Origin of the sequence: Streptomyces wuyuanensis (assembly GCF_900103455.1) — a bacterium.
Lineage (GTDB): Bacteria > Actinomycetota > Actinomycetes > Streptomycetales > Streptomycetaceae > Streptomyces > Streptomyces wuyuanensis.
In genome coordinates, this window is sequence record NZ_FNHI01000029.1 from 75,965 (window position 1) to 101,335 (window position 25,371).

General features: G+C 72.1%; 26 protein-coding genes and 1 tRNA gene. 14 read left to right on the top strand and 13 right to left on the bottom strand.

Features of this window, described 5'->3' with window-relative positions; translation table 11 throughout:
• Positions 1-171: 171 nt before the first annotated feature.
• The 3 genes from BLT82_RS32430 to BLT82_RS32440 are packed head-to-tail and all read right to left on the bottom strand — an operon-like array spanning position 172 to position 2,673.
• Positions 172-711, bottom strand: coding sequence for a hypothetical protein (locus BLT82_RS32430; protein WP_093661388.1), 540 nt, complete (start codon positions 709-711; stop codon positions 172-174).
• Positions 708-2,168 (bottom strand): hypothetical protein, encoded by a 1,461-nt coding sequence (locus BLT82_RS32435; protein WP_093661390.1) that lies wholly within the window; start codon positions 2,166-2,168, stop codon positions 708-710. Before BLT82_RS32435 ends, BLT82_RS32430 begins: the two co-directional genes overlap by 4 nt.
• A gap of 19 nt (positions 2,169-2,187) precedes the next feature.
• Complete coding sequence (locus BLT82_RS32440) at positions 2,188-2,673, bottom strand: hypothetical protein (protein ID WP_167746147.1); 486 nt, start codon at positions 2,671-2,673, stop codon at positions 2,188-2,190.
• A gap of 117 nt (positions 2,674-2,790) precedes the next feature.
• On the opposite strand from BLT82_RS32440, the gene BLT82_RS32445 reads away from it, so the two are divergent.
• The gene (locus BLT82_RS32445; protein WP_093661394.1) at positions 2,791-2,970 is read left to right on the top strand and encodes a hypothetical protein; all 180 of its coding nucleotides are present in this window, start codon (positions 2,791-2,793) and stop codon (positions 2,968-2,970) included.
• Between the two features lie 84 nt (positions 2,971-3,054).
• Here the strand turns inward: BLT82_RS32445 and BLT82_RS32450 are convergent, their stop codons facing one another.
• Together BLT82_RS32450 and BLT82_RS32455 are read right to left on the bottom strand one after the other, a co-directional pair.
• Positions 3,055-4,062, bottom strand: coding sequence for a helix-turn-helix transcriptional regulator (locus BLT82_RS32450; RefSeq protein ID WP_093661396.1), 1,008 nt, complete (start codon positions 4,060-4,062; stop codon positions 3,055-3,057).
• 198 nt (positions 4,063-4,260) lie between these two features.
• On the bottom strand, positions 4,261-4,488 hold the full coding sequence (locus BLT82_RS32455) for a DUF5133 domain-containing protein (protein ID WP_093661398.1): 228 nt from the start codon (positions 4,486-4,488) through the stop codon (positions 4,261-4,263).
• 461 nt (positions 4,489-4,949) lie between these two features.
• Here BLT82_RS32455 and BLT82_RS32460 point away from each other — a divergent pair, with 461 nt between their 5' ends.
• Positions 4,950-6,002: a YihY/virulence factor BrkB family protein gene (locus BLT82_RS32460; RefSeq protein ID WP_093661400.1), complete on the top strand. Its 1,053-nt coding sequence runs from the start codon at positions 4,950-4,952 to the stop codon at positions 6,000-6,002.
• A 213-nt stretch (positions 6,003-6,215) separates the two neighbouring features.
• A complete protein-coding gene (locus BLT82_RS32465; RefSeq protein ID WP_143041572.1) occupies positions 6,216-6,533 on the top strand; it encodes a hypothetical protein in 318 nt (105 codons plus the stop codon).
• A gap of 91 nt (positions 6,534-6,624) precedes the next feature.
• Here the strand turns inward: BLT82_RS32465 and BLT82_RS32470 are convergent, their stop codons facing one another.
• Entirely contained in the window at positions 6,625-7,539 is a 915-nt protein-coding gene (locus BLT82_RS32470; protein WP_093661404.1) for a phosphatase domain-containing protein, read from the bottom strand.
• Between the two features lie 2 nt (positions 7,540-7,541).
• Positions 7,542-8,750 (bottom strand): RNA ligase, encoded by a 1,209-nt coding sequence (locus BLT82_RS32475; protein WP_093661406.1) that lies wholly within the window; start codon positions 8,748-8,750, stop codon positions 7,542-7,544.
• Between the two features lie 359 nt (positions 8,751-9,109).
• Here BLT82_RS32475 and BLT82_RS32485 point away from each other — a divergent pair, with 359 nt between their 5' ends.
• The 4 genes from BLT82_RS32485 (at position 9,110) to BLT82_RS32500 (ending at position 11,712) form a co-directional block, all read left to right on the top strand.
• Positions 9,110-9,532 (top strand): DUF350 domain-containing protein, encoded by a 423-nt coding sequence (locus BLT82_RS32485; RefSeq protein WP_093661410.1) that lies wholly within the window; start codon positions 9,110-9,112, stop codon positions 9,530-9,532.
• 309 nt (positions 9,533-9,841) lie between these two features.
• The gene (locus BLT82_RS32490) at positions 9,842-10,042 is read left to right on the top strand and encodes a hypothetical protein (RefSeq protein WP_093661412.1); all 201 of its coding nucleotides are present in this window, start codon (positions 9,842-9,844) and stop codon (positions 10,040-10,042) included.
• Positions 10,043-10,263: 221 nt separating this feature from the next.
• Positions 10,264-11,145, top strand: a complete 882-nt coding sequence (locus BLT82_RS32495) for a SigB/SigF/SigG family RNA polymerase sigma factor (RefSeq protein WP_093661414.1) — start codon at positions 10,264-10,266, stop codon at positions 11,143-11,145.
• A 222-nt stretch (positions 11,146-11,367) separates the two neighbouring features.
• Entirely contained in the window at positions 11,368-11,712 is a 345-nt protein-coding gene (locus tag BLT82_RS32500; RefSeq protein WP_093661416.1) for a PRC domain containing protein, read from the top strand.
• 28 nt (positions 11,713-11,740) lie between these two features.
• Here the strand turns inward: BLT82_RS32500 and BLT82_RS32505 are convergent, their stop codons facing one another.
• Positions 11,741-12,166 (bottom strand): CBS domain-containing protein, encoded by a 426-nt coding sequence (locus tag BLT82_RS32505; protein WP_093661418.1) that lies wholly within the window; start codon positions 12,164-12,166, stop codon positions 11,741-11,743.
• A gap of 478 nt (positions 12,167-12,644) precedes the next feature.
• Between BLT82_RS32505 and BLT82_RS32510 the strand changes: the two genes are divergently transcribed.
• Together BLT82_RS32510 and BLT82_RS32515 are read left to right on the top strand one after the other, a co-directional pair.
• On the top strand, positions 12,645-12,911 hold the full coding sequence (locus BLT82_RS32510; RefSeq protein ID WP_093661420.1) for a DUF6381 family protein: 267 nt from the start codon (positions 12,645-12,647) through the stop codon (positions 12,909-12,911).
• Positions 12,912-13,029: 118 nt separating this feature from the next.
• Positions 13,030-15,354 carry a SpoIIE family protein phosphatase gene (locus BLT82_RS32515; protein ID WP_093661422.1) on the top strand — a complete coding sequence of 775 codons (2,325 nt, stop codon included), beginning with the start codon at positions 13,030-13,032 and terminating at the stop codon, positions 15,352-15,354.
• Between the two features lie 136 nt (positions 15,355-15,490).
• Here BLT82_RS32515 and BLT82_RS32520 read toward each other — a convergent pair whose 3' ends face one another.
• The 3 genes from BLT82_RS32520 to BLT82_RS32530 all read right to left on the bottom strand — a co-directional run bounded on the left by BLT82_RS32520 (position 15,491) and on the right by BLT82_RS32530 (position 19,602).
• Entirely contained in the window at positions 15,491-18,556 is a 3,066-nt protein-coding gene (locus tag BLT82_RS32520) for a HAMP domain-containing protein (protein WP_093661424.1), read from the bottom strand.
• A gap of 126 nt (positions 18,557-18,682) precedes the next feature.
• Positions 18,683-19,198, bottom strand: coding sequence for an ATP-binding protein (locus BLT82_RS32525; RefSeq protein ID WP_244529821.1), 516 nt, complete (start codon positions 19,196-19,198; stop codon positions 18,683-18,685).
• Positions 19,199-19,200: 2 nt separating this feature from the next.
• Positions 19,201-19,602, bottom strand: a complete 402-nt coding sequence (locus tag BLT82_RS32530) for an STAS domain-containing protein (protein ID WP_093661426.1) — start codon at positions 19,600-19,602, stop codon at positions 19,201-19,203.
• 265 nt (positions 19,603-19,867) lie between these two features.
• Between BLT82_RS32530 and BLT82_RS32535 the strand changes: the two genes are divergently transcribed.
• Positions 19,868-20,299, top strand: a complete 432-nt coding sequence (locus tag BLT82_RS32535) for a rho GDP-dissociation inhibitor (protein WP_093661428.1) — start codon at positions 19,868-19,870, stop codon at positions 20,297-20,299.
• Positions 20,300-20,319: 20 nt separating this feature from the next.
• Here the strand turns inward: BLT82_RS32535 and BLT82_RS32540 are convergent, their stop codons facing one another.
• Positions 20,320-21,378 carry a DMT family transporter gene (locus BLT82_RS32540; protein ID WP_093661430.1) on the bottom strand — a complete coding sequence of 353 codons (1,059 nt, stop codon included), beginning with the start codon at positions 21,376-21,378 and terminating at the stop codon, positions 20,320-20,322.
• Between the two features lie 286 nt (positions 21,379-21,664).
• Here BLT82_RS32540 and BLT82_RS32545 point away from each other — a divergent pair, with 286 nt between their 5' ends.
• The 4 genes from BLT82_RS32545 to BLT82_RS32560 all read left to right on the top strand — a co-directional run bounded on the left by BLT82_RS32545 (position 21,665) and on the right by BLT82_RS32560 (position 25,017).
• On the top strand, positions 21,665-22,552 hold the full coding sequence (locus BLT82_RS32545) for a LysR family transcriptional regulator (protein WP_093661432.1): 888 nt from the start codon (positions 21,665-21,667) through the stop codon (positions 22,550-22,552).
• A gap of 204 nt (positions 22,553-22,756) precedes the next feature.
• Positions 22,757-23,218: a Crp/Fnr family transcriptional regulator gene (locus tag BLT82_RS32550; RefSeq protein ID WP_093661434.1), complete on the top strand. Its 462-nt coding sequence runs from the start codon at positions 22,757-22,759 to the stop codon at positions 23,216-23,218.
• A gap of 228 nt (positions 23,219-23,446) precedes the next feature.
• A complete protein-coding gene (locus tag BLT82_RS32555) occupies positions 23,447-24,361 on the top strand; it encodes a metallophosphoesterase family protein (protein ID WP_093661436.1) in 915 nt (304 codons plus the stop codon).
• Positions 24,358-25,017, top strand: a complete 660-nt coding sequence (locus BLT82_RS32560; protein WP_093661438.1) for a 4'-phosphopantetheinyl transferase family protein — start codon at positions 24,358-24,360, stop codon at positions 25,015-25,017. Before BLT82_RS32555 ends, BLT82_RS32560 begins: the two co-directional genes overlap by 4 nt.
• Positions 25,018-25,233: 216 nt before the next feature.
• On the opposite strand, the gene BLT82_RS32565 is transcribed toward BLT82_RS32560, so the two are convergent.
• Positions 25,234-25,307, bottom strand: a tRNA-Pro gene (locus BLT82_RS32565).
• Positions 25,308-25,371 lie beyond the last annotated feature (64 nt).

Sequence of the window (25,371 nt, forward strand, 5' to 3'; positions counted from 1 at the left end):
GCAGACCTCGTCCGAAGTGCCGTAGACGGCTGGGCCGCATCCCTCGGGAGGTTGGCCGCGATCAACTCATTGGCGTCTTCAGCGGTCCCGGCCGCGCAGGCATCGTGGGCGGGACGGCAGCTTCGTCGGCGCCGGCCGGACGGTCGGGCTTCGCGCAGCCGGATGTTCTCGTCAGTCGACTGCCCTGAGGTAGACCCGGCTCTCGCTGTCGCCCAGCCTGTGCACCGCGATCGCCAGGGAGTTCAGGTCTCCGCCGCAGGGGGCGCAGACCTGCCCTTCCCGTACGTCCGGCAACGACTCGGGTTCGGGGAGATCGAGGTGGGAGAAGGGGGTCATGGGCTTGGCGACACTCTTGCGGGGCTCGTCGCGCTGTCTCAGTTCCCTCTCGGGCCGGAGCTGCTCCACGAAGGCGTTCACCCCGGAAGTGGGGAGGGTGAAGGCCAGCAGCAGTCCGTCGTCCTGGAATCCGTTCTGACGTGCCGCACGTATGTCGGCGGCCTTGGACGGAAGGTCGATGTTCATCTGCCGGCTGACCGTCGCAGGGGTGGCCGTCTCGTCCCATCCGGGCACTTCACTGGTCCTGTCCGCCGCACCGGACTCGGTTGCGCCGGAGCAGGCGGAGAGGAGCGGGCCGGTCAGACAGAGCGCGGCCACCGCGCCGGCGGCGAGGACGAGGCGCTTCGCTCGGGAGTGGTGAAGTGTCCGCGTCATCGAGCGTCCCCGTTCCGTCCCGGATCGGTGCGCGTCCCCTCGCGCCCCGGGTCCTCGGGGGCGGGAAGACCGCCGCTCGAACTCAGGTCGTGGTGCTGCACCGATCCGCTGCCTCGCATGTCGAACTCTCTGGCCAGACCCGTGGTGTGCAGCCGGGCCATGTCGGCGTCGGTCACCTCGGTCGGACCGATGGGGGTCGTCTTTCCTGGGTCCCAGTTGTATCGGTCCCAGACGTTCACCTGGTAGTCGAGACTGACCTTGGGCTCGCCGTTCTCGCCCGGCACCACCGTGACGGTACCTGTCGTGTTCGTCATGCCGCTGCCGACGGCCAGGTACCAGTTGCGGTCGGTGTGGGTGTAGCTCTGCGGAGCGGTCTCGACCGGGATGGCCACGGGTTTGCCGCCCGACTCCTCGAACGCGGCCAGAGCCTGCTCGCGCCATCTTTCCTGCTCGTCCTGGATGGCGTACTCGGCGGTCTGCCGGAGTACCGCGTCGTCCGTGAGCATCCGGTCCACGTCCAGATCCACCGGGCTACCGAGCCCGCGCAGGTAGTGATCCATGTGGTACGCGGCATCGGTGTTCCCGACGAAGTCACCCGCGGTGGACATCGCGACAGCCTGCGCCTGGATCCACTGGTCGTACGCGCCGGGGGACTCGACGCCGTATCCGCCCGCCCCCGGGTCCGCGGCCACGCGCTTCGAACGGGGCGAGAGAATCCCGGCGGAGAGGAGATCGTCCTTGTGCTTCGCCCACATCTCACCGCGCGCCTCCGGGCTCAGCGACTGCCACAGCCGTCGCAGCTCGGCCCGCTGACTGTCGTTCGCGTCCTCACCGAGCGAGGCGAGCTTCATCGCGCGCGGCAACTGGTCCTCGTCGAGCGAGGTGTACGAGGCGTGGCCGGCGTTGTGCGGGTCACCGCCGTGGGACTTGCGCAGGGCCCGGGTGACCGCTGCGTCTATCTCCGCGGCGTGGGCGACCAGGCCGGTGAGGGTGTCGGCGTACCACTGCATCCTGTCCTTGGTGCGCTGGGATGTTCCCTTCGCGTCGCAGACCGCCTCGATCACCTTCACCGTCCCGTTCCCGCCGTCCGTGACGAGCAGGCCGTTGTCGGGGTCGGGGGATCGGTCCGGGTCACCTTTGCGCGCCTCGTCGGTCAGCGACTTCGCCTTCTTCTGGATCTGCGAGAGTTCACCGTGGGCGTCGGCGAGCACGGCGTGAATGCTCTGCGCCTCCTTGTGCAGATCACCGAACTCCTTGGCGGCCTTGCGCACGAAGTCCTTTGTCACGGTCGCGTTGACACCCTGCCAACGGGCCGCTTCGGACTTCTTCAGCAGACCGTCCCTGGCATCGGCCTGAAGCCTCGCGAGCTTCCCCGCCATCGTCTCCCAGTCCGTGACGGCGGTGCCCAGCCTGCCGAGGTCCAGCGCCATGAGGTCGGAATAGGTGAACGTGCCCATCGATGTGCCGCCCTCCCCGTCAGCGCACGTACTTGGAGATCTCGGAAACCGGCATGGCGGTCCCGTCCCGGCCACGAAGGGCGGCAGCGATCGCCCCGTCGTCATGGGCGTGCAGCCTCTTCGAGTAGTCCAGGTGGTTCGAGATGTGTGCGCACATCTGCAGGACGGTCTTCACCTGAGAGTCCCACACCGACAACGTCGTGTAGAGCTCGCCGCCCATGGCCAGGTTGCGGTCCGCGAATTCCTTGGCCGCCCGCGCGGTGGAGCCCTCTCCGTTCTTGTCGGCGCCCGCCCCCACGATGTCCGCCTTCTCGCGCAGTTCGCCGTGAAGCAGGAAAGCCTCATGTCCCACCGCCCCGAGATCGTCCTGCCTGACCACCAGACCGGCGCCGGCCTCGCCGGCTGTACCGCCTGATCCCGGCTCCAGCTGATTGAGCCTCATCCCTGCGGACTGCCGCTGCCTGGCCTGTGAGACCAGTTGCGCCCACTCCTCGCCGAACGTCATCGTCGTCTCCCCCGTTGCGATCACCGACTCCCGGGCAACGTTAGCAACAACGCTGAAAGCAAACCGAGTTGCCGGTGGGGCTCTCCTCACCGACGCGACACTCAGCCGTCCGATGTCATGACGACTGGCCGCTCCGCACAGCGCACGCGCATCCCGGCCACGGAGAACCGGCGGCGCATCGTGTCCGGCCGTTCCGCCGACGAGGTCCACCCCGAGGCGGTGGCGGACGCCGGCCTGGCCTTCGCACTGCTGCGCCACGGTCCGACTGCAGCCACCGGGGGCCGTCGAAACGGCTGACGGGAGCCGCCTGCCCCGCCTCCCGTCAATCCGCCTGCCGCGCCTCCCGTCGGCGTGACGTGACCGGCGGGTGCCGCCCTTCCGTCACCGCGGTTGCCGGCCGGCGCCCGCGGCGGTCAGCGTCCGGGACGGGGGGATCCCGTAGGCCCGCCCGTATGCGGCGGAGAAGGTGCCCTGGTCGCCCCAGCCCCAGCGGGCGGCGATCGTCTCGACCGATTCGCCGGCGCCCGGCTCCGCCGCCTGGAGCTCGTCGTGCGCGCGTTCCAGTCGTACCCGGCGCAGGTAGCCCATCGGGGTCGTGTCGTGGAAGTGGCGGAATCCGTCGTGGAGGGTCCTGGCGGACACCCCCGCCGCCGCGGCCAGCTCCGTGAGCGTGATCGGGCGGTCGGCGTGGTCGTGGATGTACTGTGCCGCCCGGTCGACCGTCGCCACCCCGACGTTGCCGGTGCCGGAGGCGAGGGGGTCGTGCTCGGTGTAGCTGTTCGGGAACATCGACAGTGCCACGGCGGCGACCATGCGCGCCGCCGCGTCGCGCGACAGCGGTGTTCCGGCGACGCTGTCCTCGCCGAACAGGTCCCATGCCCGGCGCGTCGCGGCGTGCCAGACGGCCGTCCCGGCCGCAGGCGCAGGCGCCTGGGGCCGCGACATCCGCATCGGCTCGCGCGGTTCCTCCTCGCCCAAGCCGGCGACGTCGCGCAGCAGTTCGGGCTCCATCCGTGCAGTTCGCGCCTCGACGTGGTCGGCGTGCGTGAGGTGGGGCAGGTCCGGCCGGCCGGCGGGCATCACGTCACCCGGCAGCCATCTGCTGTCGCCGCCGGCGCAGTCGACGTCCTGGCGGCCCGAGAGGAGTTCCGTCATCAGCAGATGGCTCATGGGTTCGAGGAAGTATCGGGCCTCCGCGGGAATGCGCACCGAGTCCAGGGACAGTTCGGCCGCCGCACGCCGTTCGTGCCGGAACGGCGCATGTCCGGGGGACGGCGTTCCCATGTGGATGTCGGCCCCGTAGGCGGAGGCCAGATACGCCCTGCCCTGCTCCGCGTCCGTCGTCGAGAAGACGCTGCGGACCACATCGTCGCGGCTGATGGCACTCATCGCGTTTCGCCTCACTTCGCCGGGCCGTCCCGTCCCCACCTCGCCGCGGCGGACGGAGCTGCGACCCCGTATGCCCTCTTTCCGACGGTACGCCGACGGTCGGCGCCGGGCGATCCCCCTGGCGGGCCTCTTCGCGCGGGCAGCCGCGCCGGGTGCGATCCGACGGAGGCCGCGCCGGCCGCGATCAGGCCCAGAGCGTCAGGCGGAGAGCACGGAGTCGTCCTCCGGGCGGGCACCCGGCAGGTGGAACCGCGCGGCGATCAGTGCCGCGTCGACGTCGTTCGTCCCCGTGGAGACGCACAGGGTGTACCCCACGTCCTCCATGCGCCGGCGCACGGCCTCGCTGCCGTCCTCGGCGTGCAGGAGTCTGAGCGTCTCGTACTGCTCCACCAGGTTGTCCAGGACCGCAGGGTGTGCCATCAACATCGAAAGTCGCCTCGCTTCGGCTGGAGGACCAACACCCGGGGTGCCGCTGTTCGTGCCTGCCATGACCGCCGAACAGTGCCCTGACCTGCGCCCTCCACGACCGACGGCGGCGCACGGCAAACAGCTCCCTTCACCGTACAGCCGTTCCTGGCCTGCTGTGCGGTCGTCGCTGCCCGTGTCACCCGCGACACGGACGGAGACTTCTCCGTCCGGGGCCGTCGACAGCAGGCCCGTCGCCGTCGCCGTCGGCGCCCGCCCGGTGGGTACGTCCGGGAGGGACGGGAGGGACGGGAGGGCGTGGAACGAGCCGGGCCCGCCGCGGTGTCCGGGGTGTCCGGGTCTCGCGCTCGTCGCAGCCGTGCAGCTGTTCGTGATCGGGCGGCTCTCGTACGAGGAGGACGTTGGCACCCGGCGCCCCGGCAAAGCCGTTTGCAGTCCCGAATGCCGGTTATTTGCTGGATATGACACGCACATCAGGGCCCGGGGCGGCGGACCACGCCGGGCACGATGCCGGCCGCGGTGCGGACGCCGGCCCTCAGGGACCGGCGGAGGCCGTGCGGCGCCGGGCCCCGGACGAGCCCACCGAGATGCCGCGGAAGTCCTGGGCTGCCGTACTGCGTGGGACCGTCAAGGAGTTCCGCCAGGACGAGCTGGGCGACCGGGCGGCGGCACTGACCTACTACGGGATCCTGTCGCTGTTCCCGGCCCTGCTTCTCCTGGTGGCGCTGCTGGGTGCCGCCGGCGAGCGGCTCACCGCCCAGATCCTGGGCATGGTCAAACAGTTGGCCCCCGGCCCCGCGCGGGAGATCCTCACCGGCGCGGTGCAGCAGTTGCAGGGGCACACGAGGCTCGGGTCCGCCCTGGCCGTCGTCGGCCTGGCCGCCGCGCTGTGGGCGGCGTCCGGCTACGTCGGGGCGTTCATCCGGGCGTCCAACACGGTGTACGACGTACCCGAAGGACGGCCGTTGTGGAAGATCGCCCCGCTGCGGCTGGCCCTGACGGTCGCCCTGCTGGTGCTGGCCGTGGTCAGCGGCGCGATCGTCGTGCTCACCGGCGGCCTCGCCCGCAGGGCCGGGGAGGCGCTCGGCATCGAGGCGACCACGCTCACCGTGTGGTCGGTCGCGAAGTGGCCGGTGCTCGTCGTCCTGGTCACGCTGATGATCGCGCTCCTCTACTGGGCGGCGCCCAACGCCCGCGGCCACGGCTTCACATGGGTCACCTCGGGCAGCGCCCTGGCCGTGCTCATCTGGATGGCGGCGTCGGGCGGGTTCGCGTTGTACGCGTCCCGATTCGGCTCGTACAACAGGATCTACGGGACCCTGGCCGGCGTCATCGTGTTCCTGGTGTGGCTGTGGATCACCAACCTCGCCATTCTTCTCGGGCTGGAGTTCGATGCCGAACTCGCCCGCCAGCGGGCTATCGCCAGAGGGCATCCGGAGGACGCGGAGCTGTACGTCGAGCCCCGGGACACGTCGGCCTGGAGCGAGGAGGACGAACGCCGGGCGGGTGGTTAGGCCCCTGCGGACCTGGGCGCGCTCGGGCCCGATCGACGCGGACGGGGGCTGACGCGGGTCCGATGGACGCACGGACGGGGGCTGACGCGGACCCGATCCACGGTCAGGTGCCGTCCCCCGGCGGCCTTTCGCGGGAGTGGTTCCCCGTGTGCGCCCGTCCGGGGCGGGTAACCGACCGGGGACCCCGGATCCCGACGAAAGCAGGTGTACACCGTGGCGGTATCGACGGCGAGGACGGATGCGAAGTCCCGGATCAGCGCGAGGGCCTCGGCGGTCGCCGCGCAGGCCAAGGAGAAGGCGCTGAGGGCTACCGCACTGGCGCGCGAGAAGTCCGTCGCGGGACGAGCCGCGCCCCGGCACGGGAAGGCGGCCGTGGCGCGGAACCTGAACACACGGCCCGGCCGGCGGGCCCGTACCCTCGCCACCGCCGCACGGCAGCGGCCGGGCACGGCCCTGGCGGCGGGCGGCGTCGCCGCCGCCGCCGGGCTGGTGGTGCTCCTCGGAGCGCGGCGCCGGAGGAACCGCCGCTGACCGCCGCGGGGTGGTGCCCCCGCACGTCCTCCGCGCGGCACCGCAGCCTGCGGACGGCGGGGCGCGACGGGGCGAACGCGCCTGATGCGAACTAGAAGCTGCCGTAGTTGACCTGCCAGGTGGGCAGGCCCATGCGCCGCCAGACGGCGACGACACGGTCGCGGTCGTCGAGCGAGACCCGTACCGCGAAACGGCTGCGGACGTGGCGGTCGAAGAGTTCCGCCTTGACGACGTCGTCGCGCCGGTGGTCGCCCGCCGCGCGCATCCACAGCTCGTCGTAGGGCACGTCGTACCGCTCCAGCCACGCCTCCGTCCGCTCCCGGTGCTCCTCGCCGCGGCCCGAGAGCAGCACGATCACATCGCCGTCGGCTCGGCGGAAGGAGCGCAGTGCGTCGCGGACCGACACGTTGGGCAGGTCCTCCTCGCAACGGGTGAAGTCGTAGGGCCCCCGGTCGCCGCGGAGGGCGAGGGTGCCGTCGATGTCGCACATCACCGCCGCCGGCAGCGCGGGGTCGGCGGCGTACGGCTCGACCGCCGGCTCGTCGTTCAGCCACTCGGCGGTCAGCCGCCAGCCGCCCCTGGTGGCCTTGGTGTGCTTCTCGGCGAGGATCCGGATGATCTCCTCGCCCACCGCCCGCTCCCGTGCGGCGTCACGCCGGACGCACTCCTCCACGGGTACGTCGGTGAAGTCGTGCACGACGAAGGCCGCCTGCCCGGCGACCGCCGCCTTCAGCCGCTTCGGGATGTGTGGCGTCAGGTGGGTGTTGTCCACGACGACGTCGAAGCCGCCTTCCACTGCGGCCCGCACGGCGGCGTCCTGGATCGCCAGCACGGTCTGCTCGTGTGCGTGCGACCGGCCGCGGTCGGGTGCCGGGACGTCGAGCATCCGCCGCAGGTCGTCGAGGTTGACGCGGCGCATCCTGCCCTCGGCCCCGGCCTGCAGCTCGCGCGCGGCAGTGGTCTTGCCCGAGGCCGGAAGGCCGGTCATGACGTGTACTACGGGCACTTTCAGTTCTCCTCGTCGGATGTGAACGGGTCGGCCGCCTCGGGCCGGACGGACCGGTACGTCATCAGCTCGGTGGGGCGGCCGTCCAGGCGCTGGAACATGGCGGGCCGTACCGCGGGGTCGGGCAGCGCCTGCGCGGCGCGCGCGAACGCGCCCCGGTCCCCGGCGAGATGGGCGATCGTGCGGTACGCCTCGTCGATGGCGAGCTCGCGCTCCGCCACCTGCGCGTCGATCCGCGCGATCACCTCGCGCACCCAGGCGTCGAATTCGTCGGGCACCTGCTCCAGCAGCGCGTCCAGCGGCCTGCCGCCGGACGCCTCGATGTCGGACGCCGAGCAGTTGAGCGCCTGGGCCAGCTGCTTGACGGGACGGCCGGCAAAGCGCTGGATGCCGTGGCCGCGCCAGATGTCCCGCTCCGTGACGCCGGTGAGCACCTTGTGGAGCCGTACGTACTCGGCCAGTTTGGCCTTGGCACGGACGCCCGAGGCGAACCGCAGCACGAACCCCTCGGCATCGGTTCCGGTGGCCGCCCGGCCGCCGGGGAGCCGGTTGGACTCGGCCAGCGCGAGGAGTTCGGCGAGCGGCATCGCGGGCCACACCGTCACGACGGACCCGATGGCCTTCCAGCCGGCGGCGGCCTCGTCCAGCGGGACCTCACGGCCGTCCGCGGCGAAGGCGGCGAGCAGCACGAGGTCGCGGCGGTCGCCGTAGTCGACGACGATCCGGTTCTGCGGGTACAGGATCTCGGCGAGGTAGGTCACGCCGGGCACCAGCCCGGAGGTGTCCTTTCCGTCGAGGAGCCGCTGCGCCCAGACGGCCTGGGTGCTGATGAAGGACCCCTTCGACGCGACCTGCCATTGCCCCGCGTAGTGGAACACCACGGCGAGGCTTCCGTCGACCTTGTCGTACACCTCGAACGGCTCGTCGGGGAGGGCGGGCGCGTAGGGCTGACCGGCCTCGTGCTCGCCGACGTTGAAGAATTTCGGCAGCGGCAGGGCCACGACCTCGCCGGTCTCGTCGTCGGCGACGAGACCGCGGCAGCGTGTGGTCACCCGGTTCCACACCCGCTCGTACTGGCACGTCCTCGTGTACGTGTAGATCGACAGCGGCAGCCGGGGGTGGCTCTTGCGGGTCACGTGGCCCGCGTCGATCGCCGCCGTCAGTTCCCGCGGCGGCAGCAGTTCATGAAGAGTCAGGTGCGCCTGGCTCATGTGTCCTCCCCTTGTCGAGCCTTGATTCTCGGCGGGGGGAGGCGTACTTGCGTACTGATTTAGCGCGTACGGCCGTCGGGGAGACGCAGGTCACGGAGTCGCCGGTGCCCCTGCGGCCGCGCGGGTGTGACGTCGCCGGCGGTGCGGTCGTTGATGAGGGCGCGTACCCACGGCCCGGTTGGCTCCCTGTCCTGGCGCGGGTACTCACGGGGCCCCGGACGCCGCGCCCGCCCGGCCACACCGGCGTCCGGGGCCTCCGAGAGGCGCCGGTCGGAGGGCGTCGCCGCGGCGATGCGCGTGCGATACATTTTGCCGCGCCTTGACCACGATCATTCTCGGACGACGGAGACTCCTCACCCATGACGGACATAGTCAACGGACTGGGCCGGGCCACCGCTTACGGTGCCCTCGGCGTCGTGCTGCTGATCCTCGGCATCGTGCTGGTGGACGTGCTGACGCCCGGCAAGCTCGGCCGCCAGATCTGGGAGGAGCGCAACCGCAACGCGGCGGTGCTGCTGAGTTCGGCGCTGCTGGGGATCGGCGGGATCGTCTTCACCTCGATCTGGACGACGTACGACGACTTCGGCAAGGGGCTTGTGTCGACGGCCGCGTTCGGTCTGCTCGGTCTGGTGCTGATGGCCGTGGCGTTCCTGGTCGTCGATCTGGTGACGCCGGGCAAGCTGGGGGCGACGCTGGTCGAGCCGGAGCCGCACCCGGCGGTCTGGGTCACGGCGTCGTGCAACCTCGCGGTGGCGGCTATCGTCTCGGCGTCGATCGCCTGACCGTCACCCGGGATCGCCTGACGGCGGGGGTGCACTTCCACGGTCCGGCCGGTCGGGTGGTCAGACTCGGGTCCGGCCCGGCGGGGAGGCGTGCTCTCGCCCTTCCCGGACCGGACAGCGCGTCCCCGGAACGGGACCAGAGGGCGCGTGCAGTCCTGTTCGGGCACCGAACCCCCTTGCGCGGCGTAGCCGTCCGCTCACAGCGAGACGGCTTCCCGGCCCGTTTCGCCTGCCGGGCTGCACTGCGCCGGATAGCGCGTGATGCTGGTATTCAGTCCCCCAGCTACGGGATTCGCCCGGAGGCAGATCATGAAGCAGGACAACACCGGAGAGCAGCAGCCCGAGAGCAGGCAGCGGCCGGTTCAGCTCTTCACCGGATCGGAACGGCCCTTCGACCCCGAGGACCTGGTGATGGCATCCGGCCGCGAGTGCACGCCCGAGAACGTGGCCCGTGCCCGCAAGGAGATCGCGGAGAAGGGCGCCGCCGCGCTGGAGCGCTACCTGCCCTGAGGCGGGCCGCGTTCAGCACCGTCGCCGCCGCCACGCACCGTCGGTGACTTCTCACCATCCGTAGACGGATCGCCTGATCTCGGACGTTCATGGCGCCCCATCGCCGACGCCGCGAACCCGAATGCGTCAAATAGGTACATTTGGGTATCAGACACGACAGAGCCCGACCGACGGTCCCGCCGCGGCCAGTGGCGCCGGCCCCCTTCCGTCGAAGGACGCTCATGTCCAGCTTCCCGATCACCCGAGACCCCGACGTCGGTGCCGCCCGGCCGAGTCGGCCGGCGGCGCTCGACGATCTCCCGGAGATCCCGGATTTCCGGACCGTCAGCGCGCTCGACGCGCGCGCCCTCTCCCTCGCCCTGTTCCGGCGGCTCCGCACGCTGGAGGAGGGTTCGGCGGAGTACTCGTACGTCCGCAACACGCTGGTGGAACTGAACCTCAGCCTCGTGAAGTACGCCGCAGGCCGGTTCCGGGGCCGCAGCGAGCCCATGGAGGACATCGTCCAGGTCGGCACGGTCGGCCTGATCAAGGCGATCAACCGCTTCGACGTCGAGCGCGAGGTCGAGTTCACCTCCTTCGCGCTGCCCACCGTCATCGGCGAGATCAAGCGCTTCTTCCGGGACACCAGTTGGGCGGTGCGCGTACCGCGCAGGCTCCAGGAGCTCCGCCTGGACCTCGCCAAGGCGTACGACGTCCTGGAGCAGGACCTGGGCCGCGCCCCGACGCCGGCGGAGCTGGCCTCCCACCTCGAACTCACGGAGGAGGAGGTCGTCGAGGGGCAGCAGGCCGCCAACGGCTATGTGGCCCGCTCGATAGAGCCGCTCGAGGACGACGAGAGCACGAGCCCCCTCGCCCGCCGGCTCGGCCACGAGGACCCGGCCCTGGACATCGTCGAGTGCCTGGAGTGCCTCAAGCCGCTGATCGCCCGGCTGCCGGAACGCGAACGCACCATCCTGTCCCTGCGGTTCGGGGACGACCTGACCCAGTCGGAGATCGGCGAACGGCTCGGCATCTCACAGATGCACGTCTCCCGGCTGCTGGCCCGCGTCCTCACCGAACTGCGCGCGGCGCTGCTCGCGGACGACGGGAAGCCGGGGCACTGAGACAGCACCACTGCCTGCTCGCGAAGCCACCTCCACCTCAACCGGTGGCACCGCGCTTCCCTCGCATCCCGCTCGCGGAGGTCCTCTCGGCCCGGCGGTCCGAAGGACCGAGGGGCCGCCGCTCGCCCCCGGAGGCGGAGGCGGCCGGCCAGGCCGCCCGGTCTCTCAATCCGGGAGGCGTTTCCGGTGCCTCCCCTCGACCCCGGATGAAAGGACGACGTCATGGGCGAAGGCATCTGGGGATTCCCGGAGGGTTCGGGGCACGTCCCGGGCATGGAGTTCGTCGGATACCGGGTCGAGGCCACCGACGGGACCATCGGAAAGATCGACGAGCACTCCGAGGACGTCGGACGTTCCCACATCGTCGTGGACACCGGGCCGTGGATCTTCGGCCACCGCCGGCTGATCCCGGCAGGAGCGGTCTCGCGCATCGACCACGAGCAGCAGGCGGTGTACCTGGACTGCTCCAAGGAACAGATCAAGGAGGCCCCGGACTTCGAGCAGGGGCGGTACGACGACGCCACCGTACGGCTCATCGAGCAGCACTACGCGAACCCGCACATGTGACGGACGCGTTCGGCGGAGATCGTGACGCTCAGGCCCCGTTGTTCGGGGGAGCGGCGCTGATGCCGGCGAGCGCGGATCCCGGTTCCCGGGCTCTGGCGAGGTCTCCGAGGCTGACGACACCGACCGGGTGGCCGTCTTCCACCACCGCGAGCCGGCGCACTCCGTGGTCCCTCATGGCCCTCATCGCCCGGGCGGCGTCCTCGTCCGGGCGGACCGTGAGGACGTCGGGCGTGCAGACGGAGCGGACCGGCATGAGGTGCGGGTTGTGCCCCATGGCCACCGACCGCACCGCGATGTCCCGGTCCGTCAGCATCCCGAGCAGCCGGTCCCTGTCCGCGACGAGGACGTCCCCCACATCCATGTCACGCATCAGCCGGGCCGCCTCGACGAGCGACGCCTCGGGCGGGAGTGTCAGCACTCCGGCCGTCATCACGTCCTTCACCAGCTGTGTCACGACGTAGCTCCCTTCCCTGCACACCGCGCCTGCCCGGGTTCCTCCCGGTTATCCCGGAAAAGCGCGGGAAGCCGGTGGGGGCGACCGTCCGACGCGACTCGCACGTACGGGCGAAGGCTCTCCGCGAGCCCGCCGAGAGGCGGCGTTGCCGTGCCGATCGCGCCTCCGCCTCCGTCTCCCACCTGCGGCCGCATCCGGGCTCTGCACCTACCTGCGTCCACGGCCTCCGTTCCCGGCGCCGCCTGCGTCCGCTTCCGGAATGCTCCGGCGCGCGGACGGGCCACGCTCCGGGGGTACGGGGGCACCGGGGCGTCCAGGCCGTGCGGGCAGCCTGACGCGGCGGGGCAACGCTCCAGGTGAGAGGCATCTTCGTCACACTGGGTGACGAAAGCGGATGCGCGGGCGGCTCCGCCGTGTTTGCCTGGCACATGGCCCCTGGCCCGGCGCCGTCAGATGTCCGGGCCCGGAAGGAGGAGCCATGAGCACAGCACGCGAACCGGTCAGGACGTCGGAGGAGCTCCGGCTCATGGCCGACGAGCTCACCCGCGGCGCGGAGCGCTGCAAGGACCCCGAACACCGTGAACGACTGCACCGAAGAGCAGAGGAGTTGCGCCGCCAGTGCGACGCCGGCGACGCATCCGAGGACATGGCACCGGTGCACGCGCGGCAGGAGCCGTACCGGCCCCAGCAGCGCGGCACCCGGGGCCCGCAGGGCCGGCGGGCGGACCGGCCGCACGGCACCTGACCGTCGAGGCGGCGGCCGCCGGACCCGTCCACGGGTTCGGCGGCCGTCCGCCGCCCGACGGACCGGAACCCGGGGCGTTGTGCACGGGTAGAATCCGGTTCGTCACGCTGGAGACGCCATGACCATGCCCGAGGAAGGGCCGGTCGAGCCGGGGCCCGACCGGCTGGCCGACGCAGTCACGCAGCTCACCGCCGAACTCGGCGCGCTGCGCCGCGATGTCGCCCGCCGCCATCTGCTGGACCTGGCCTGCGGAGTGCTCGTCGCACAGCAGTCCCTCACCCCCGGCGAGGCCGCGGACCACCTGGCGCAGCTGGCCGAGACCATGGACGTCGGCCCGGAGGACCTCGCCGCCGACATAGTCAACGGCGCCACCGGCCCGTCGGGCGCGGTCGGCGGCCCGGCGCCCGAGGGGGATTCCGGACCGCGGGCCGCGGACGAAACGGCACGGGACAGGGCCGACGAGGACAGGACCGCGGGTCGCAAGACCCGGCTCGTCGAGGCCGGGGCCGAGGCGGCGGCGCAGACGGGCGGCACGGTCGACGAGATCGCGGCGACCCTCCTGAACGGCGGGATGCGCCCGCTCGGCGCCCGGGGACTGTGGCTGTTCCGCAGGACCGAGACGGACTGCCTGCAACTGGCGGGCCGGGCCGGGGTCAATCCGCTGGAGGCGGCCCACTGGCGCTGGGTGCCGCCGGCCACGGGCAGCGCTCTGCACCGGGTGCTGAGCGAGGGCACGCCGCTGTGGCTGCCCGACGGCACATCCGCGGCCGAGGCGCTGCCCGGTCCGGCACCCGGATCCGCGCGGGCGGTGCTGCCGCTGCGGCAGCGAGGTGTGGTGACCGGGCTCGCCCTCGTCGACTGGCCGGGCCCCGCGGCCCTCGACGAGCCCGTCCGGCGGGCGCTGGCCGGGCTGGCCGTACCGGCCGCACGGATCCTGGACGCCGGCGCCCCCGGCACGCCCGAGCCCGGAGTGCTCGCCCCACTGCTCGATCTGCTGACGCATCCCGCCATGGCCCTGCGCGCCGACCCGGAGAGCGGGACCCTGCACATCGAGCACCTCAACCGCTCCGCGCTGGACTCGGCCCGCCATGTGCACGGTGCCGCCGGACGGCCGCTCGCGCAGGTGTTCCCCGCCATGCACGCCGACCTCGTACGGCTCGCACGGACGGCGCGGGAGTCGGCGGCGCCGCAGCGGGCGGCCCGGGTGCCCGTGGAGCACCGGTCCGGCGACCCCGACCCGCTGCACGACGTACGGGTGCTCCCCGTCGGCCCCGACCGCACGGTGGTGCTCTGGCACGGCGCCACGGATCCCGGACTCTCCCTCAGCCGGGTGCTGGGCCGGCTGGAGAACCTGGCCGCGTTCGAGGACGACCTGATCACGGGCAAGTCCCGGTGGAGCGAACAGGCGTACCGGATCTTCGGGCTCGAACCGGGCACCTCCCCGGTGCCGCTGCGGCGGCTCGCCCCGCATCTGCACCGGGAGGACACCGGCAGACTCAACGAACTGTTGATGGAGCTGACACAGCGCCGGGAGGGCAGTCACACCGTGGTCCGGGCGGTCCGCGAGGACGGCGGGCTGCGGCATCTGCGGATCGCCGCGGAACCGCTGCTCACGGGGGGTGTGCTCACCGGGATAACCGGCGTCTACCAGGACGTCTCGGCGCAGCACCACACCGAGATCGCGCTGAGCGCCACCTTCGACCGGCTGACCGCCGCCCAGACCCAGGCGGCGCTGCGGCACCAGCTCGTCCTGCAGCTCCAGCAGGCGATCGTCCCCGAGGTGCCGGAACTGCAGCGGCTGCCCGGTCTGCAGGTGGCGGCCCGCTACCGGCCCGCCGCGGAGGAGTACCGGGTGGGCGGCGACTGGTACGACGTCCTGCCGCTGCCCGACGGCCGGGTGCTCGTCGTGACCGGGGACATCGCGGGACACGGCATCGACTCGGTGACGGGCATGGTGGCGCTGCGCAACGCCCTGCGCGGGCTGGCGTTCACAGGGCACACACCGGGCCGGCTGATGGCCTGGCTCAACGAGGTCACGCTGCAGACCCACGGGCATCCGACCGCCACCGCGGTCTGCGGTCTGTACGACCCGTCGGACCGCTCGCTGTGCTGGGCCAGTGCCGGGCATCTCCCGCCGGTACTGCTGCGCAAGGGAGCGGCGGACCTCCTGGAACCGCCGCGGAACATCCTCCTGGGCGCGGTCCCCTCGGCCGCCTACGAGGAGGCGGTGACGCGGCTGGAGCCCGGGGACACCCTGATGCTCTACACGGACGGGCTGGTGGAGAGCCGGCACGCCGGCATCGACGAAGGACTGGACAGGCTGCGGCTGGCGGTGGAGCGGCTCGACCCCGCCGGTCTGGACGAACAGGCGGACGCCCTGCTGGCCGCGGTCACCGGTGACACCGACGACGACACGAGCCTGGTGGTCGTCCGGGTGTCCTGACACGCCGGACGCCCTGGGACACGGGCTGGTCCGACCTGCCGCGCCACCGGTTCGCATGCGCCTTCCGCGAGTCGTCTTCTCCCGCCCGCCGACGGGTTCGCGTCACGGAAGGGTTCGCCGTCGCCGAGGGGTTCGATCAGCCGCCCCGGCCGGGCCGGGCCGGCCGGTCCCGGTCGAGCCAGTGGCGTACGCGCTCGATCAGGTCGTGGGCGTCGACGGGTTTGGTGATGTAGTCGTTCGCCCCGGACTCCAGGCTCTTGACCCGGTCTCCGGGCATCGCCTTCGCGGTGACGGTGATGATCGGCACGTCGGCGAAACCGGGCATGCCCCGGATCGCGGCGGTGGCGGTGTGGCCGTCCATGCCGGACATCATCACGTCCATCACGATGAGGTCCACCTCCCGGTGGGCGGTGAGCAGCTCGATGCCGGAACGGCCGTCGGCGGCGGTGAGCACATGCACTCCCTCCGCCTCGAGGATCTCGGTGAGCGCGTACACGTTCCGCACGTCGTCGTCGACGATCAGGACCACGCGTCCGGCGAGCGATCCGCCGGGCGCGGCCGAGGTCTCGCCGCCCGACTCGAGCTGCGCCTGGAGGACTCCGGAGGCCGGGCCGGGCGGCAGGCTGCCGCCGATGGGCACGTAGAAGGTGAACTCGCTGCCCTCGCCGAGCCGGCTATCGGCGGCGATCACCCCGCCGAGGAGCTGGGCGACCTCACGGCTGATGGAGAGTCCCAGCCCGGTGCCGCCGTAGCGGCGTCCGGTGGCGAGAGCGCCCTGCTGGAACGCGCCGAAGATGGTGCCCAGGTGTTCCGGCGCGATGCCGACGCCGGTGTCCCGCACCCGGAAGGCGACCACCGCCATACCGCGCATCGGCTCGGGGAGTTCGTCGTCGGACGCCTTCTCGACCCGCAGTTCGACTCCGCCGCGCTCGGTGAACTTCAGCGCGTTGGAGAGCAGATTGCGCAGTACCTGCCGCAGCCGGGGCTCGTCCGTGGTGATCTCCGCGGGGACTCCGGGCGCGGTGACGACCCTGAACTCCAGTTCGCGCTCGGTCGCCAGGGGCCGGAAGGTCATCTCGACGTACTCCAGCAGCTGGCCGAGCGCGAACGGCTCGCGGTGGATGTCCATCTTCCCCGCCTCGACCTTCGACAGATCGAGGATGTCGTTGATCAACTGGAGGAGGTCCGAGCCGGCGGAGTGGATGACCTCCGCGTAGTCGACCTGCTTCTCCGTCAGGTTTCCCTCGGGGTTCTGCGCGAGCAACTGGGCCAGGATGAGCAGGCTGTTGAGCGGGGTGCGCAGCTCGTGGCTCATGTTGGCGAGGAACTCGGACTTGTACATGGACGTACGGGAAAGCTGCTTGGCCCGTTCCTCCAGCTCCTGGCGGGCCTGCTCGATCTCCATGTTCTTGCGCTCGATGTCGCGGTTGCGGTCGGCCAGCAGGGCCGCCTTCTCGGCGAGTTCGGCGTTGGATCGCTGGAGTTCCTCCTGTCGCACCTGCAGCTCCTGCGAGCGGGCGCGGAGTTCGGCGGTCAGCAGCTGGGACTGCTCGAGCAGTTCGTCGGTGCGGGCGTGTGCGATCAGGGAGCTCACGATGACGCCGACCGACTCGATGAACTGGTCGAGGAAGTCGCGGTGGAGACCGGAGAAGGGGCGCAGCGAGGCGAGTTCCACGGCGCCGAGCACCTGGTCCTCGACGAGGATCGGCAGCACGATCAGTGCCCCCGGCGGTCCGGCGCCCAGACCGGAGGAGATCGTGAGGTAGCCGGGCGGCAGGTCGTCGACGGCGATCGTGCGGCGGCTGAGCGCGGCCTGCCCGACCAGGGACTCGCCGAGCCGGAAGCGCACGGGCGGTTCGGCCGGGCCGGCGGGCGGGGCTCCGTAGGAGGCGATCCTGACGAGCTCGGTCCGGTCCTCCCCCACGCCCTCGCCCTGGCCCCGGCCCTCACCTTCGCCGGCCCGCTCGCGGTCGTCCGCCCCTTCGCCGGCCGGCGCCGCCAGGAAGAAGGCCCCGTACTGGGCCGAGACCAGCGGTGGCAGCTCCTCCATGATCACGTGGGCCACCTGGGCGGGGTCGTGGCTGCTCTGCATCAGTCCGGCGAGCCGTGCCAGATTGGTCTTGAGCCAGTCCTGCTCCTCGTTGGCACCGGTCGTGGCGCGCAGCGACTCCACCATCATGTTGATGTTGTCCTTGAGGTCGCCGACCTCGCCCGGCGCCTCCACCGTGATGGACCGGGTCAGATCGCCCTCGGCGACGGCGCTGGTGACTCCGGCGATGGCACGGACCTGGCGGGTGAGGTTCCCGGCCAGCTCGTTCACGTTCTCCGTGAGCCGCTTCCAGGTGCCGGAGACTCCCTCGACCTCGGCCTGCCCGCCCAGCCGGCCCTCGCTGCCCACCTCCCGGGCGACCCGCGTGACCTCGGCGGCGAACGACGACAGCTGGTCGACCATCGTGTTGATGGTCGTCTTCAGCTCCAGGATCTCGCCCCGCGCGTCCACGTCGATCTTGCGGGTGAGGTCGCCCTGGGCGACCGCGGTGGTGACCTGCGCGATGTTCCGTACCTGGTTCGTCAGGTTGTTCGCCATGGAGTTGACGTTGTCGGTGAGGTCCTTCCACGTGCCGGACACCCCGCGGACGGTCGCCTGACCGCCCAGGTTGCCCTCGGTGCCCACCTCGCGGGCAACCCGGGTGACCTCTTCGGCGAAGGACGACAGCCGCTCGACCATGGTGTTGATGGTGTCCTTCAGCTCCAGGATCTCGCCCCGCGCGTCGACCCGGATCTTCTGCGTCAGGTCGCCCCTGGCCACCGCGGAGGCCACCTGGGCGATCGACCGCACCTGCGAGGTGAGGTTGTCGGCCATGGTGTTCACGCCGGTGGTCAGCTCCTGCCAGACCCCGCCCACGCCCTTCACCCGGGCGTGACCGCCGAGCCGGCCCTCGCCGCCGACCTCGCTGGCGACCCGGGTGACCTCGGAGGTCACCAGCGACAGCTGGTCGGCCATGCCGTTGTAGACGGCGGCGATCTCGCCCATGATCCCGTCGGCTTCCTCGGGGAGCCGCGCGGAGAAGTCGCCGTCGCGCACGGCCGTGAGCCCGGCCAGGAGCTTCCTGAGCCCCTCCTCGCTCAGTTCCGCCGGTGGCCGGACCTCTTCCAGGGACTCGTGCCCCGCGGAGCGCCGAGTGTGTCCGGGTTCATCCATGGCCGACCTCGTGTGCCGAATCGTCCTGCGTCCCGTGGCCGAGGCTCCGCCCTGCGGGCGGTCCGCCGGTCTCGGCCCCATTACCGACTCTCGCACGGGGAGAGCGGGTCGGCGCCCTGTGCCCGGTCACGGCCGGCGGGGGGCCGACACCTCCGCCCACACCGTCTTCCCCGAGGCGCGTGGCACCGAGCCCCACGCCCGGGAGAGCCGGCCGAGCACCACGAGACCGTGCCCTCCGGGCACGGCGGGGTCGGCGTGCGGACGCGGCCGGGGCGGTACGGGGCTGGCGTCGCTGACCTCGATGCGGAGCCGCTCGGACGTGCAGTTGAGCACGAGCTCCAGCGGCCCTCCGGCGTGCAGACAGGCGTTGGTGACCAGCTCGGAGACCACCATCAGGACGTCCTCGGCGACCGCCCGCCGTTCCTCGTCCCAGTCCGGTTCGGTGCCGGTGCTCGTGTCCCAGGCGTACGGGTCGTCCCCCGGGGGGAAGTCCTCGGGGGGCCGGGCGAGACCGCCCGGCGGAAGCCACTCCCAGTCGGCGAGGGCCGTCGCGCTGAAGTCCCGGCAGCGGCCGACGACACCCCTCGTCCCCGCGATGCCGAGGCGACGGGTCTGGCCCCGCTGGGGAAGTGCCGCGCTCACGGCTACTCCTGCCGCGGGCCCGCGAGTGCCTCGCCGAGACTCGCGTACCTGGGGAAGACCGCCCCGGCACCGGTGATGACGAGCATGCGGGCCACCTGGGGCCGCAGCGCCACGAGCTCCACCCGGGCCTCGGTGTCCTGCGCGGCGAGCCTCGCGCGCAGCAGCACGTTCAGCCCGGTGGAGTCGCAGAACAGCAGCTCCGCGCAGTCGACCAGGATCCGCCGTGCGCCGCTCGCGACCGCGTCGTCCAGTGCCGTGCGCAGCGGTTCCGCCGTGTCGTGGTCGAGCTCTCCGGCGAGTTCGACGACCACGATGCCCGGTTCGGGGCCCGGCCGTGCCGTGACCGTGAAACGGCCCCCGCCGCTGCTGCCACTGCCGGGCCAACCGTCCTGTGCTGACACCATGCGCGGTTCTCCGTCCGTCCCTGCCGGCTCTCCGTGCGTCGGCCGGTATCTCCGTCCGTCCCTGCCCCGGTGACATCCCCGACTATGGCACTGCCTCCAGCGCCTCGCTCCCGCTCGGCGGGGGCGTGACACGGCCGCCGTACGGGCCCGCCTCGGTCACTGCCGGGCGACTCGGTGCCCCCACGCGGCGACTACCCCGCAGTCGGATGGCTAGGCTGAAATACCCGTCGGTTCTTCTCACGAGCGGCGAAAGCTGGCGCATGCGATGAACGTAACCTCGGACTTCGAGCTGCTGGGCGTGACGATCCAGGTGGAGGGGCGCCCCGACATGCCCGTACGTCTGGCGCCCGCCCGGGCGCGGGGTACCGAGCCGCCGCCCGCGCCCCTGGTACTGCGGGAGGGGTCGGAGTTCCGGGTACGGCTGGAGTTCGCCGTGGGAGCGGGCCGGGACCTGGAGGGGCTGCGGTTCATCGACGAGCGGACGCGGCAGGGCATGACCGTCGGACATCAGGAGATCCTGCTCGGCGACTACCGCCGCGGGGGTCCGTACGAGATCGTGCTGCCGCCGGAACGCCTGCCCATCGGCCACATGGCCCGGGACGTCTACCAGGTGATCGGCACCTTCGCGGACAAGAAGGGCCGGATCCTCGGATGCGAGTCCCACAGCTTCGAGATCACCAAGGACTGGCCCCACTGAACGCGCACGGCGCCGAGCCGTCACCGGCCCCGGCGGCCCGCACGGGAGTGCTCACCGGCACGAAATCGCACCGCCGGTGGGCCGGCCGGTTCGTCCCGCTTGGGCGCGCCCGGGGGCTCCTCGCGCACCGCGCCGTTCCCGTCCTCCCCGGCGCCCTTCCGGCCCCTGCCGCGCGTCATGGCGACGCCCGCCAGGACGACCGCCATGCCGAGGACGACCCGGAGCCCGATGTCCTCCCCCAGCACGAGCGCGCCGAGCGCGACGGACACCACGGGCAGCAGATAGCCGACCGTCGCCGCGCCGGTGGCGCCCTCGTCGGCGATCAGCCGGTAGTTGAGGTAGAAGGTGACTCCGGTTCCGAGGATCCCGAGCACCACGACCGCGACGAGCGCGGTGGCATCGGCTCCCGCGGGCGCCACCGGCCCGCCCGTCACGGGGAGCGCCATCAGGCTCAGCCCGCTCGCGGCGACCAGCTGGGCGCCGGCGAGGGCCAGGACGGGTGGTGAAGGTCCGCCCCGCCCCGCCCTGCGGGCGGACGGAGCCGCTTTCGCGGCACGCCCCGTCGGCTCGTCGCCCCGCCCGGTCAGGGTTCGGTCCATGTACACGAAGGCTGCCGCGTAACTCAGCGCGGCACCCAGCAGGGCGAGGGCGCCCGGGCCGAGCCGTCCGGACTCCCGCCACGGGGCGAAGATCAGCACGGTGCCGGCGAATCCGAGGAGGAGGCCGGCATGCCGGACGCGGCCGAGTCCTCGCTCGGTGCCGAGGCCGATGCCGATCAGCAGGGACCACAGCGGTGTGGTGGCGTTCAGCACGCCCGCCACGGAGGAGTCGACCGTCTGCTCCCCCACCGCGAAGAGCAGGAACGGCAGGACGTTGCACAGGAACGCGGCCACGAGCAGCCGGCCCCATGTGCCCCGGTCCCTCGGCAGCCTCTGGCCGGAGGCCGAGGCGAGGGCGAGCAGCACCGCGGCGCCGAGGACGCACCGGGCGACGGTGATCTGGAGCGGGGACAGGCCGTGGTTCAGCGCGATCTTGATCCAGAGAAAGCCCGAGCCCCAGAGGAAGGCCAGCAGTGCCATCCGCACGGCGGTCGCGGCTCCGCCCCTGCCGGAACCGCCGGGCAGCCCGGCCGCTCCTCGTCGGGCCGTGCTCCGTCCGGCAGCACTCGAAGCGCCGCCGCGTCCTCCGGCCGCCGCCGTTCCGACTGGGCCCCGCCCGGCTCCGCCGCGTCCGGCTCCGCCCCGCATGCCGATCGTCATGTCCCGTCTCCCCTCGCCGGTGCCCGTGTCGGTCCCACGCCAGGGTCCTCCACCAGTTTCAACAGGACAAGTGAAAAGTTCTGCACACACCATTAACCTGTACTGCATGCTTGATGTGAGGCGCATGCAGATCCTGCGGGCAGTGGTCGGCAGCGGATCGGTCACCGCGGCGGCCGCCCGGCTCGGCTACACCCCGTCGGCCGTCAGCCAGCAGGTCGCCGCTCTGGAGAAGGAGGCCGGCACGGAGCTGCTCGAACGGGTGGGCAGGGGCGTACGGCCCACGCCGGCCGGGCTGCTGCTCAGCGAGCACGCCGCCGCCATCGGCCGCCAGGTCGCCGAGGCCGAGACGGCCCTGGCCGATCTGCGGGAGGGCCGTACGGGCCGGCTGTCGGTGCGCTACTTCGCCACGGTCGGCGCGCCCCTGGTCGCCCCCGCCCTCGCCCGTCTGCGGCGCGACCGTCCCGGCGTACAGGTGGAGCTCAGGCTCTCCGGCTCGGCGGACCCGCTGTCGGAGGTCGTGCGAGGGGAGGCCGATCTGGCGCTCGTGGTGCGGCCGCACGGGCCCGTGGACGGTGTCCGTCTGGAGCATCTGCTCGACGACCCGTATCGCGCTGTGCTGCCCAAGGGGCACCCGCTGGCCACGAGGCGCGTCGTCGACCTCGCCGAACTCGCCGGCGAGCCCTGGGTCCGCAGCGAATGGCCGGGCCCGTGCCTGGACGCCGTGCTCGACGCGTGCGCGACCGCCGGATTCAGCCCGGACTTCGCAGTGGACAGTGAGGACTACGCCACGGCACAGGGCTTGGTGGCGGCCGGTCTAGGCATCGGCATGATCCCGCTGACCGGGCTGCGCTCCCCGCACCCCGGCGTCGTCGTACGGAAGGTGCGGCGGCCGGAGCCCGTACGCGCCGTCCACGCGGCGGTGCGGGAAACGGCGCCGGACACCCCGGCGCTGCGCGGTCTGCTCGACGCGCTCCGGGACGCGGCCGTCCAATGATCAACCGCCGGTGCGGGGTACCGGGTGGAGGGGGCCCTCGGAGCACCCCTGAGTGACGATCCCGGCCGGAGCCCGTACCGACGACGCCCCGGGGCGGCCGGCACCGGCCGGTATCACCGGCGCCGGCCGTGGCTTCCGGAATCAGGCCGTGCGTTCGGCGCCCGGACGGCTCACGATGGGCTTGAGGCGAACGGAGGCACAGCGATGAGCAGCTCTTCGATACGGATCACGGCCGCCCTGTCCACCGAGCACCGCGGGCGGCTGATGGAGATGGCCAGGGACGTCAAGTTCCCCGAAGGGGCCCGTGTCTTCGAGGAGGGCCGCCTCGCCGACCGGTTCTGGATCATCCGGTCCGGCACCGTCACCCTGGACATCCGTGTTCCCGGACGGCGCCCGGCCGTGATCGAGAACCTCGGCTTCGGCGAACTCGTGGGCTGGTCGTGGCTCTTCCCGCCGTACCTCTGGCAGTTGGGCGCCGAGGCCATGACCCCGGTACGCGCCCAGGAGTTCGACGCGGCAGCGGTCCGCATGCTGATGGACGCCGACCCCGCGTTCGGCTCGGCGATCGGCCAGTGGGTCGGCAGGGTCCTGGCCCACCGGCTGCACTCGGCCCGGGTGCGCTTGCTGGACCTGTACGCCCCGTACGGCAGCGGTCTCACACCTTGAACCGAACCCCTTGCGGCCCGGGGCGCCCGGCCGCGCCGACCGCCACCGATCCGCTGCCGGGTGCCCACCCGGCATCATCGTCGTACCGGGAACCGGCCGGGCGCGTGCCGTCGTTACACCATCGTTCCGCCGGCGCGGCGCCATCGAGTCGCTGCCGTTCCGCCGTCGTGTTCGCTGCCGTTGCCGTAGTCGCTGTCGTCGTCGTTCGGAGGAGCTGGGAAGTGCACCGTGGGTTATGAGGTCCGTGGCGGTCCGGCCGCGACCGAGGAGAGCCGCGCCGGCAACGGCGCTCGCAGCGGCCCCAGACTCGTGGCCGTCAGCGATCTGCACGTGCGGTACGCCGAGAACCGCGACATCGTCGAGGGCCTGCACCCGGAGTCGGACGAGGACTGGCTGCTGGTCGCCGGTGACGTCGGCGAGTACGTCGCCGATGTGCGCCGGACGCTGGAGTTGCTGGCCGGGCGGTTCGCCAAGGTGGTCTGGACACCGGGCAACCACGAACTGTGGACGCCTCCCGGCGACCCCGTGCAGCTGCGGGGCGAGCAGCGGTACGAACACCTGGTGCGGATCTGCCGCGAACTGGGAGTGGTCACTCCCGAGGACCCGTTCCCGGTCTGGGAGGGGCCGGGCGGACCGGTGGCGATCGCCCCGCTCTTCGTGCTCTACGACTACTCCTTCCGGCCTGCCGGAGCGCGCTCCAAGGAGGAGGCCCTCGTGATCGCGGAGCAGGCCGGCGTGGTCTGCAGGGACGAGTTCCTGCTGCACCCGGATCCCCATCCGTCACGGGACGCCTGGTGCCGCGCCCGGCTGCGGATCACGGAAGCCAGGCTGTCCGAAGTACCGCCGGAGCTGCCGACCGTGCTGGTCAATCACTTTCCGCTGGTGCGCGAGCCCACCCGCGTCCTGTGGCACCCCGAGTTCGCCCTCTGGTGCGGCACGGAGGCGACGGCCGACTGGCCGCGCCGGTTCCGCGCGTCCGCCGTCGTCCACGGCCATCTGCACGTCCCGCGGCTCGTGTGGTGGGAGGGCGTGCCGCACCAGGAGGTGTCCCTCGGCTATCCGCGCGAGTGGCGCAGGCGACCGGGTACGCCCGGCCGTCCCGTCGAGGTCTTCCCGCTGGTGCCGGACGGAGCGCGCGCATGATCGGAAAGCTGCTGCCCCCGCCGATCGCGGTCTGCGAGGTGTTCGGCGACCCGCCGGTGTCGGAGATGTACCCCGAGGAGCGGGCCGTCGTGGCGAACGCCGTGCCCGAACGGCAACGGGAGTTCGGCACGGTCCGGGCATGCGCGCGCAAGGCGCTCGAGGAACTCGGCTTCGCGCCCGGACCGATCCTCCCGGGAGCCTCGAGGGCGCCGCAGTGGCCGCCCGGTGCGGTCGGCGCGATGACCCACTGCCAGGGCTACCGGGCGGCGGCGGTGGCACGTGCCGCCGACGTCCTGACGGTCGGCCTGGACGCCGAGCCCCATCTCCCCCTGCCCGACGAGGGAGTCCTCGGTCTCGTCACCCTCCCCGAGGAACGCGCGGCGCTGGATCGGCTGAGCGCCCTACGGCCCGAAGTCTGCTGGGACCGGCTGCTGTTCAGCGCCAAGGAGAGCGTCTACAAGGCCTGGTACCCGCTGACCGGGCGATGGCTGGACTTCGAGGAGGCGGCCCTCACGATCGATCCCGACGACGCCACGTTCCACGCCCGGCTCCTCGTGGACGGTCCGGTCGTCGGTGGCCGCCCGCTGACGGGCTTCGACGGGCGCTGGCTCGTCGAGTCGGGACTGGTCGTCACCGCCATCGCGATGGTGCGCTGAGGAGGGCGAGAGCGCGGCCGCGTGACGGGGGGCACAGCGTCACCCGCGCGGCCGCCCTCGGCGCGCCTGCGGGGATCCGCCAAATGCGATGGGAACGGGCGCTCTTGGGCGGCAACCGGCCCCGTATGCGGAATCGGAGCCCCGGAACGGCGGAAGGCCGCTCCCGGACCAACTCCGGAAACGGCCCCCTCATGGGTGAACCACCACTTCGAAAAGTCGGGACGACAGGATTTGAACCTGCGACCCCTTGACCCCCAGTCAAGTGCGCTACCAAGCTGCGCCACGTCCCGATGCGCGGATCCCCGGGGTTTGGCCCCGGCCGAGCGCGCAAGAGAACATTACCTCAATTCGCAC

What these genes read in the sequence shown, in the direction of transcription:
- BLT82_RS32460 (WP_093661400.1), top strand. Translation starts at nt 4,950, where the DNA reads ATGACACGCACATCAGGGCCCGGGGCGGCGGACCACGCCGGGCACGAT.
- BLT82_RS32560 (WP_093661438.1), top strand. Translation starts at nt 24,358, where the DNA reads ATGATCGGAAAGCTGCTGCCCCCGCCGATCGCGGTCTGCGAGGTGTTC.
- BLT82_RS32430 (WP_093661388.1), bottom strand. Translation starts at nt 711, where the DNA reads ATGACGCGGACACTTCACCACTCCCGAGCGAAGCGCCTCGTCCTCGCC.
- BLT82_RS32440 (WP_167746147.1), bottom strand. Translation starts at nt 2,673, where the DNA reads ATGACGTTCGGCGAGGAGTGGGCGCAACTGGTCTCACAGGCCAGGCAG.
- BLT82_RS32495 (WP_093661414.1), top strand. Translation starts at nt 10,264, where the DNA reads ATGTCCAGCTTCCCGATCACCCGAGACCCCGACGTCGGTGCCGCCCGG.
- BLT82_RS32485 (WP_093661410.1), top strand. Translation starts at nt 9,110, where the DNA reads ATGACGGACATAGTCAACGGACTGGGCCGGGCCACCGCTTACGGTGCC.
- BLT82_RS32520 (WP_093661424.1), bottom strand. Translation starts at nt 18,556, where the DNA reads ATGGATGAACCCGGACACACTCGGCGCTCCGCGGGGCACGAGTCCCTG.
- BLT82_RS32510 (WP_093661420.1), top strand. Translation starts at nt 12,645, where the DNA reads ATGAGCACAGCACGCGAACCGGTCAGGACGTCGGAGGAGCTCCGGCTC.
- BLT82_RS32515 (WP_093661422.1), top strand. Translation starts at nt 13,030, where the DNA reads ATGACCATGCCCGAGGAAGGGCCGGTCGAGCCGGGGCCCGACCGGCTG.
- BLT82_RS32530 (WP_093661426.1), bottom strand. Translation starts at nt 19,602, where the DNA reads ATGGTGTCAGCACAGGACGGTTGGCCCGGCAGTGGCAGCAGCGGCGGG.
- BLT82_RS32545 (WP_093661432.1), top strand. Translation starts at nt 21,665, where the DNA reads ATGCTTGATGTGAGGCGCATGCAGATCCTGCGGGCAGTGGTCGGCAGC.
- BLT82_RS32445 (WP_093661394.1), top strand. Translation starts at nt 2,791, where the DNA reads ATGACGACTGGCCGCTCCGCACAGCGCACGCGCATCCCGGCCACGGAG.
- BLT82_RS32500 (WP_093661416.1), top strand. Translation starts at nt 11,368, where the DNA reads ATGGGCGAAGGCATCTGGGGATTCCCGGAGGGTTCGGGGCACGTCCCG.
- BLT82_RS32550 (WP_093661434.1), top strand. Translation starts at nt 22,757, where the DNA reads ATGAGCAGCTCTTCGATACGGATCACGGCCGCCCTGTCCACCGAGCAC.
- BLT82_RS32490 (WP_093661412.1), top strand. Translation starts at nt 9,842, where the DNA reads ATGAAGCAGGACAACACCGGAGAGCAGCAGCCCGAGAGCAGGCAGCGG.
- BLT82_RS32450 (WP_093661396.1), bottom strand. Translation starts at nt 4,062, where the DNA reads ATGAGTGCCATCAGCCGCGACGATGTGGTCCGCAGCGTCTTCTCGACG.
- BLT82_RS32540 (WP_093661430.1), bottom strand. Translation starts at nt 21,378, where the DNA reads ATGGCACTGCTGGCCTTCCTCTGGGGCTCGGGCTTTCTCTGGATCAAG.
- BLT82_RS32455 (WP_093661398.1), bottom strand. Translation starts at nt 4,488, where the DNA reads ATGTTGATGGCACACCCTGCGGTCCTGGACAACCTGGTGGAGCAGTAC.
- BLT82_RS32535 (WP_093661428.1), top strand. Translation starts at nt 19,868, where the DNA reads ATGAACGTAACCTCGGACTTCGAGCTGCTGGGCGTGACGATCCAGGTG.
- BLT82_RS32475 (WP_093661406.1), bottom strand. Translation starts at nt 8,750, where the DNA reads ATGAGCCAGGCGCACCTGACTCTTCATGAACTGCTGCCGCCGCGGGAA.
- BLT82_RS32435 (WP_093661390.1), bottom strand. Translation starts at nt 2,168, where the DNA reads ATGGGCACGTTCACCTATTCCGACCTCATGGCGCTGGACCTCGGCAGG.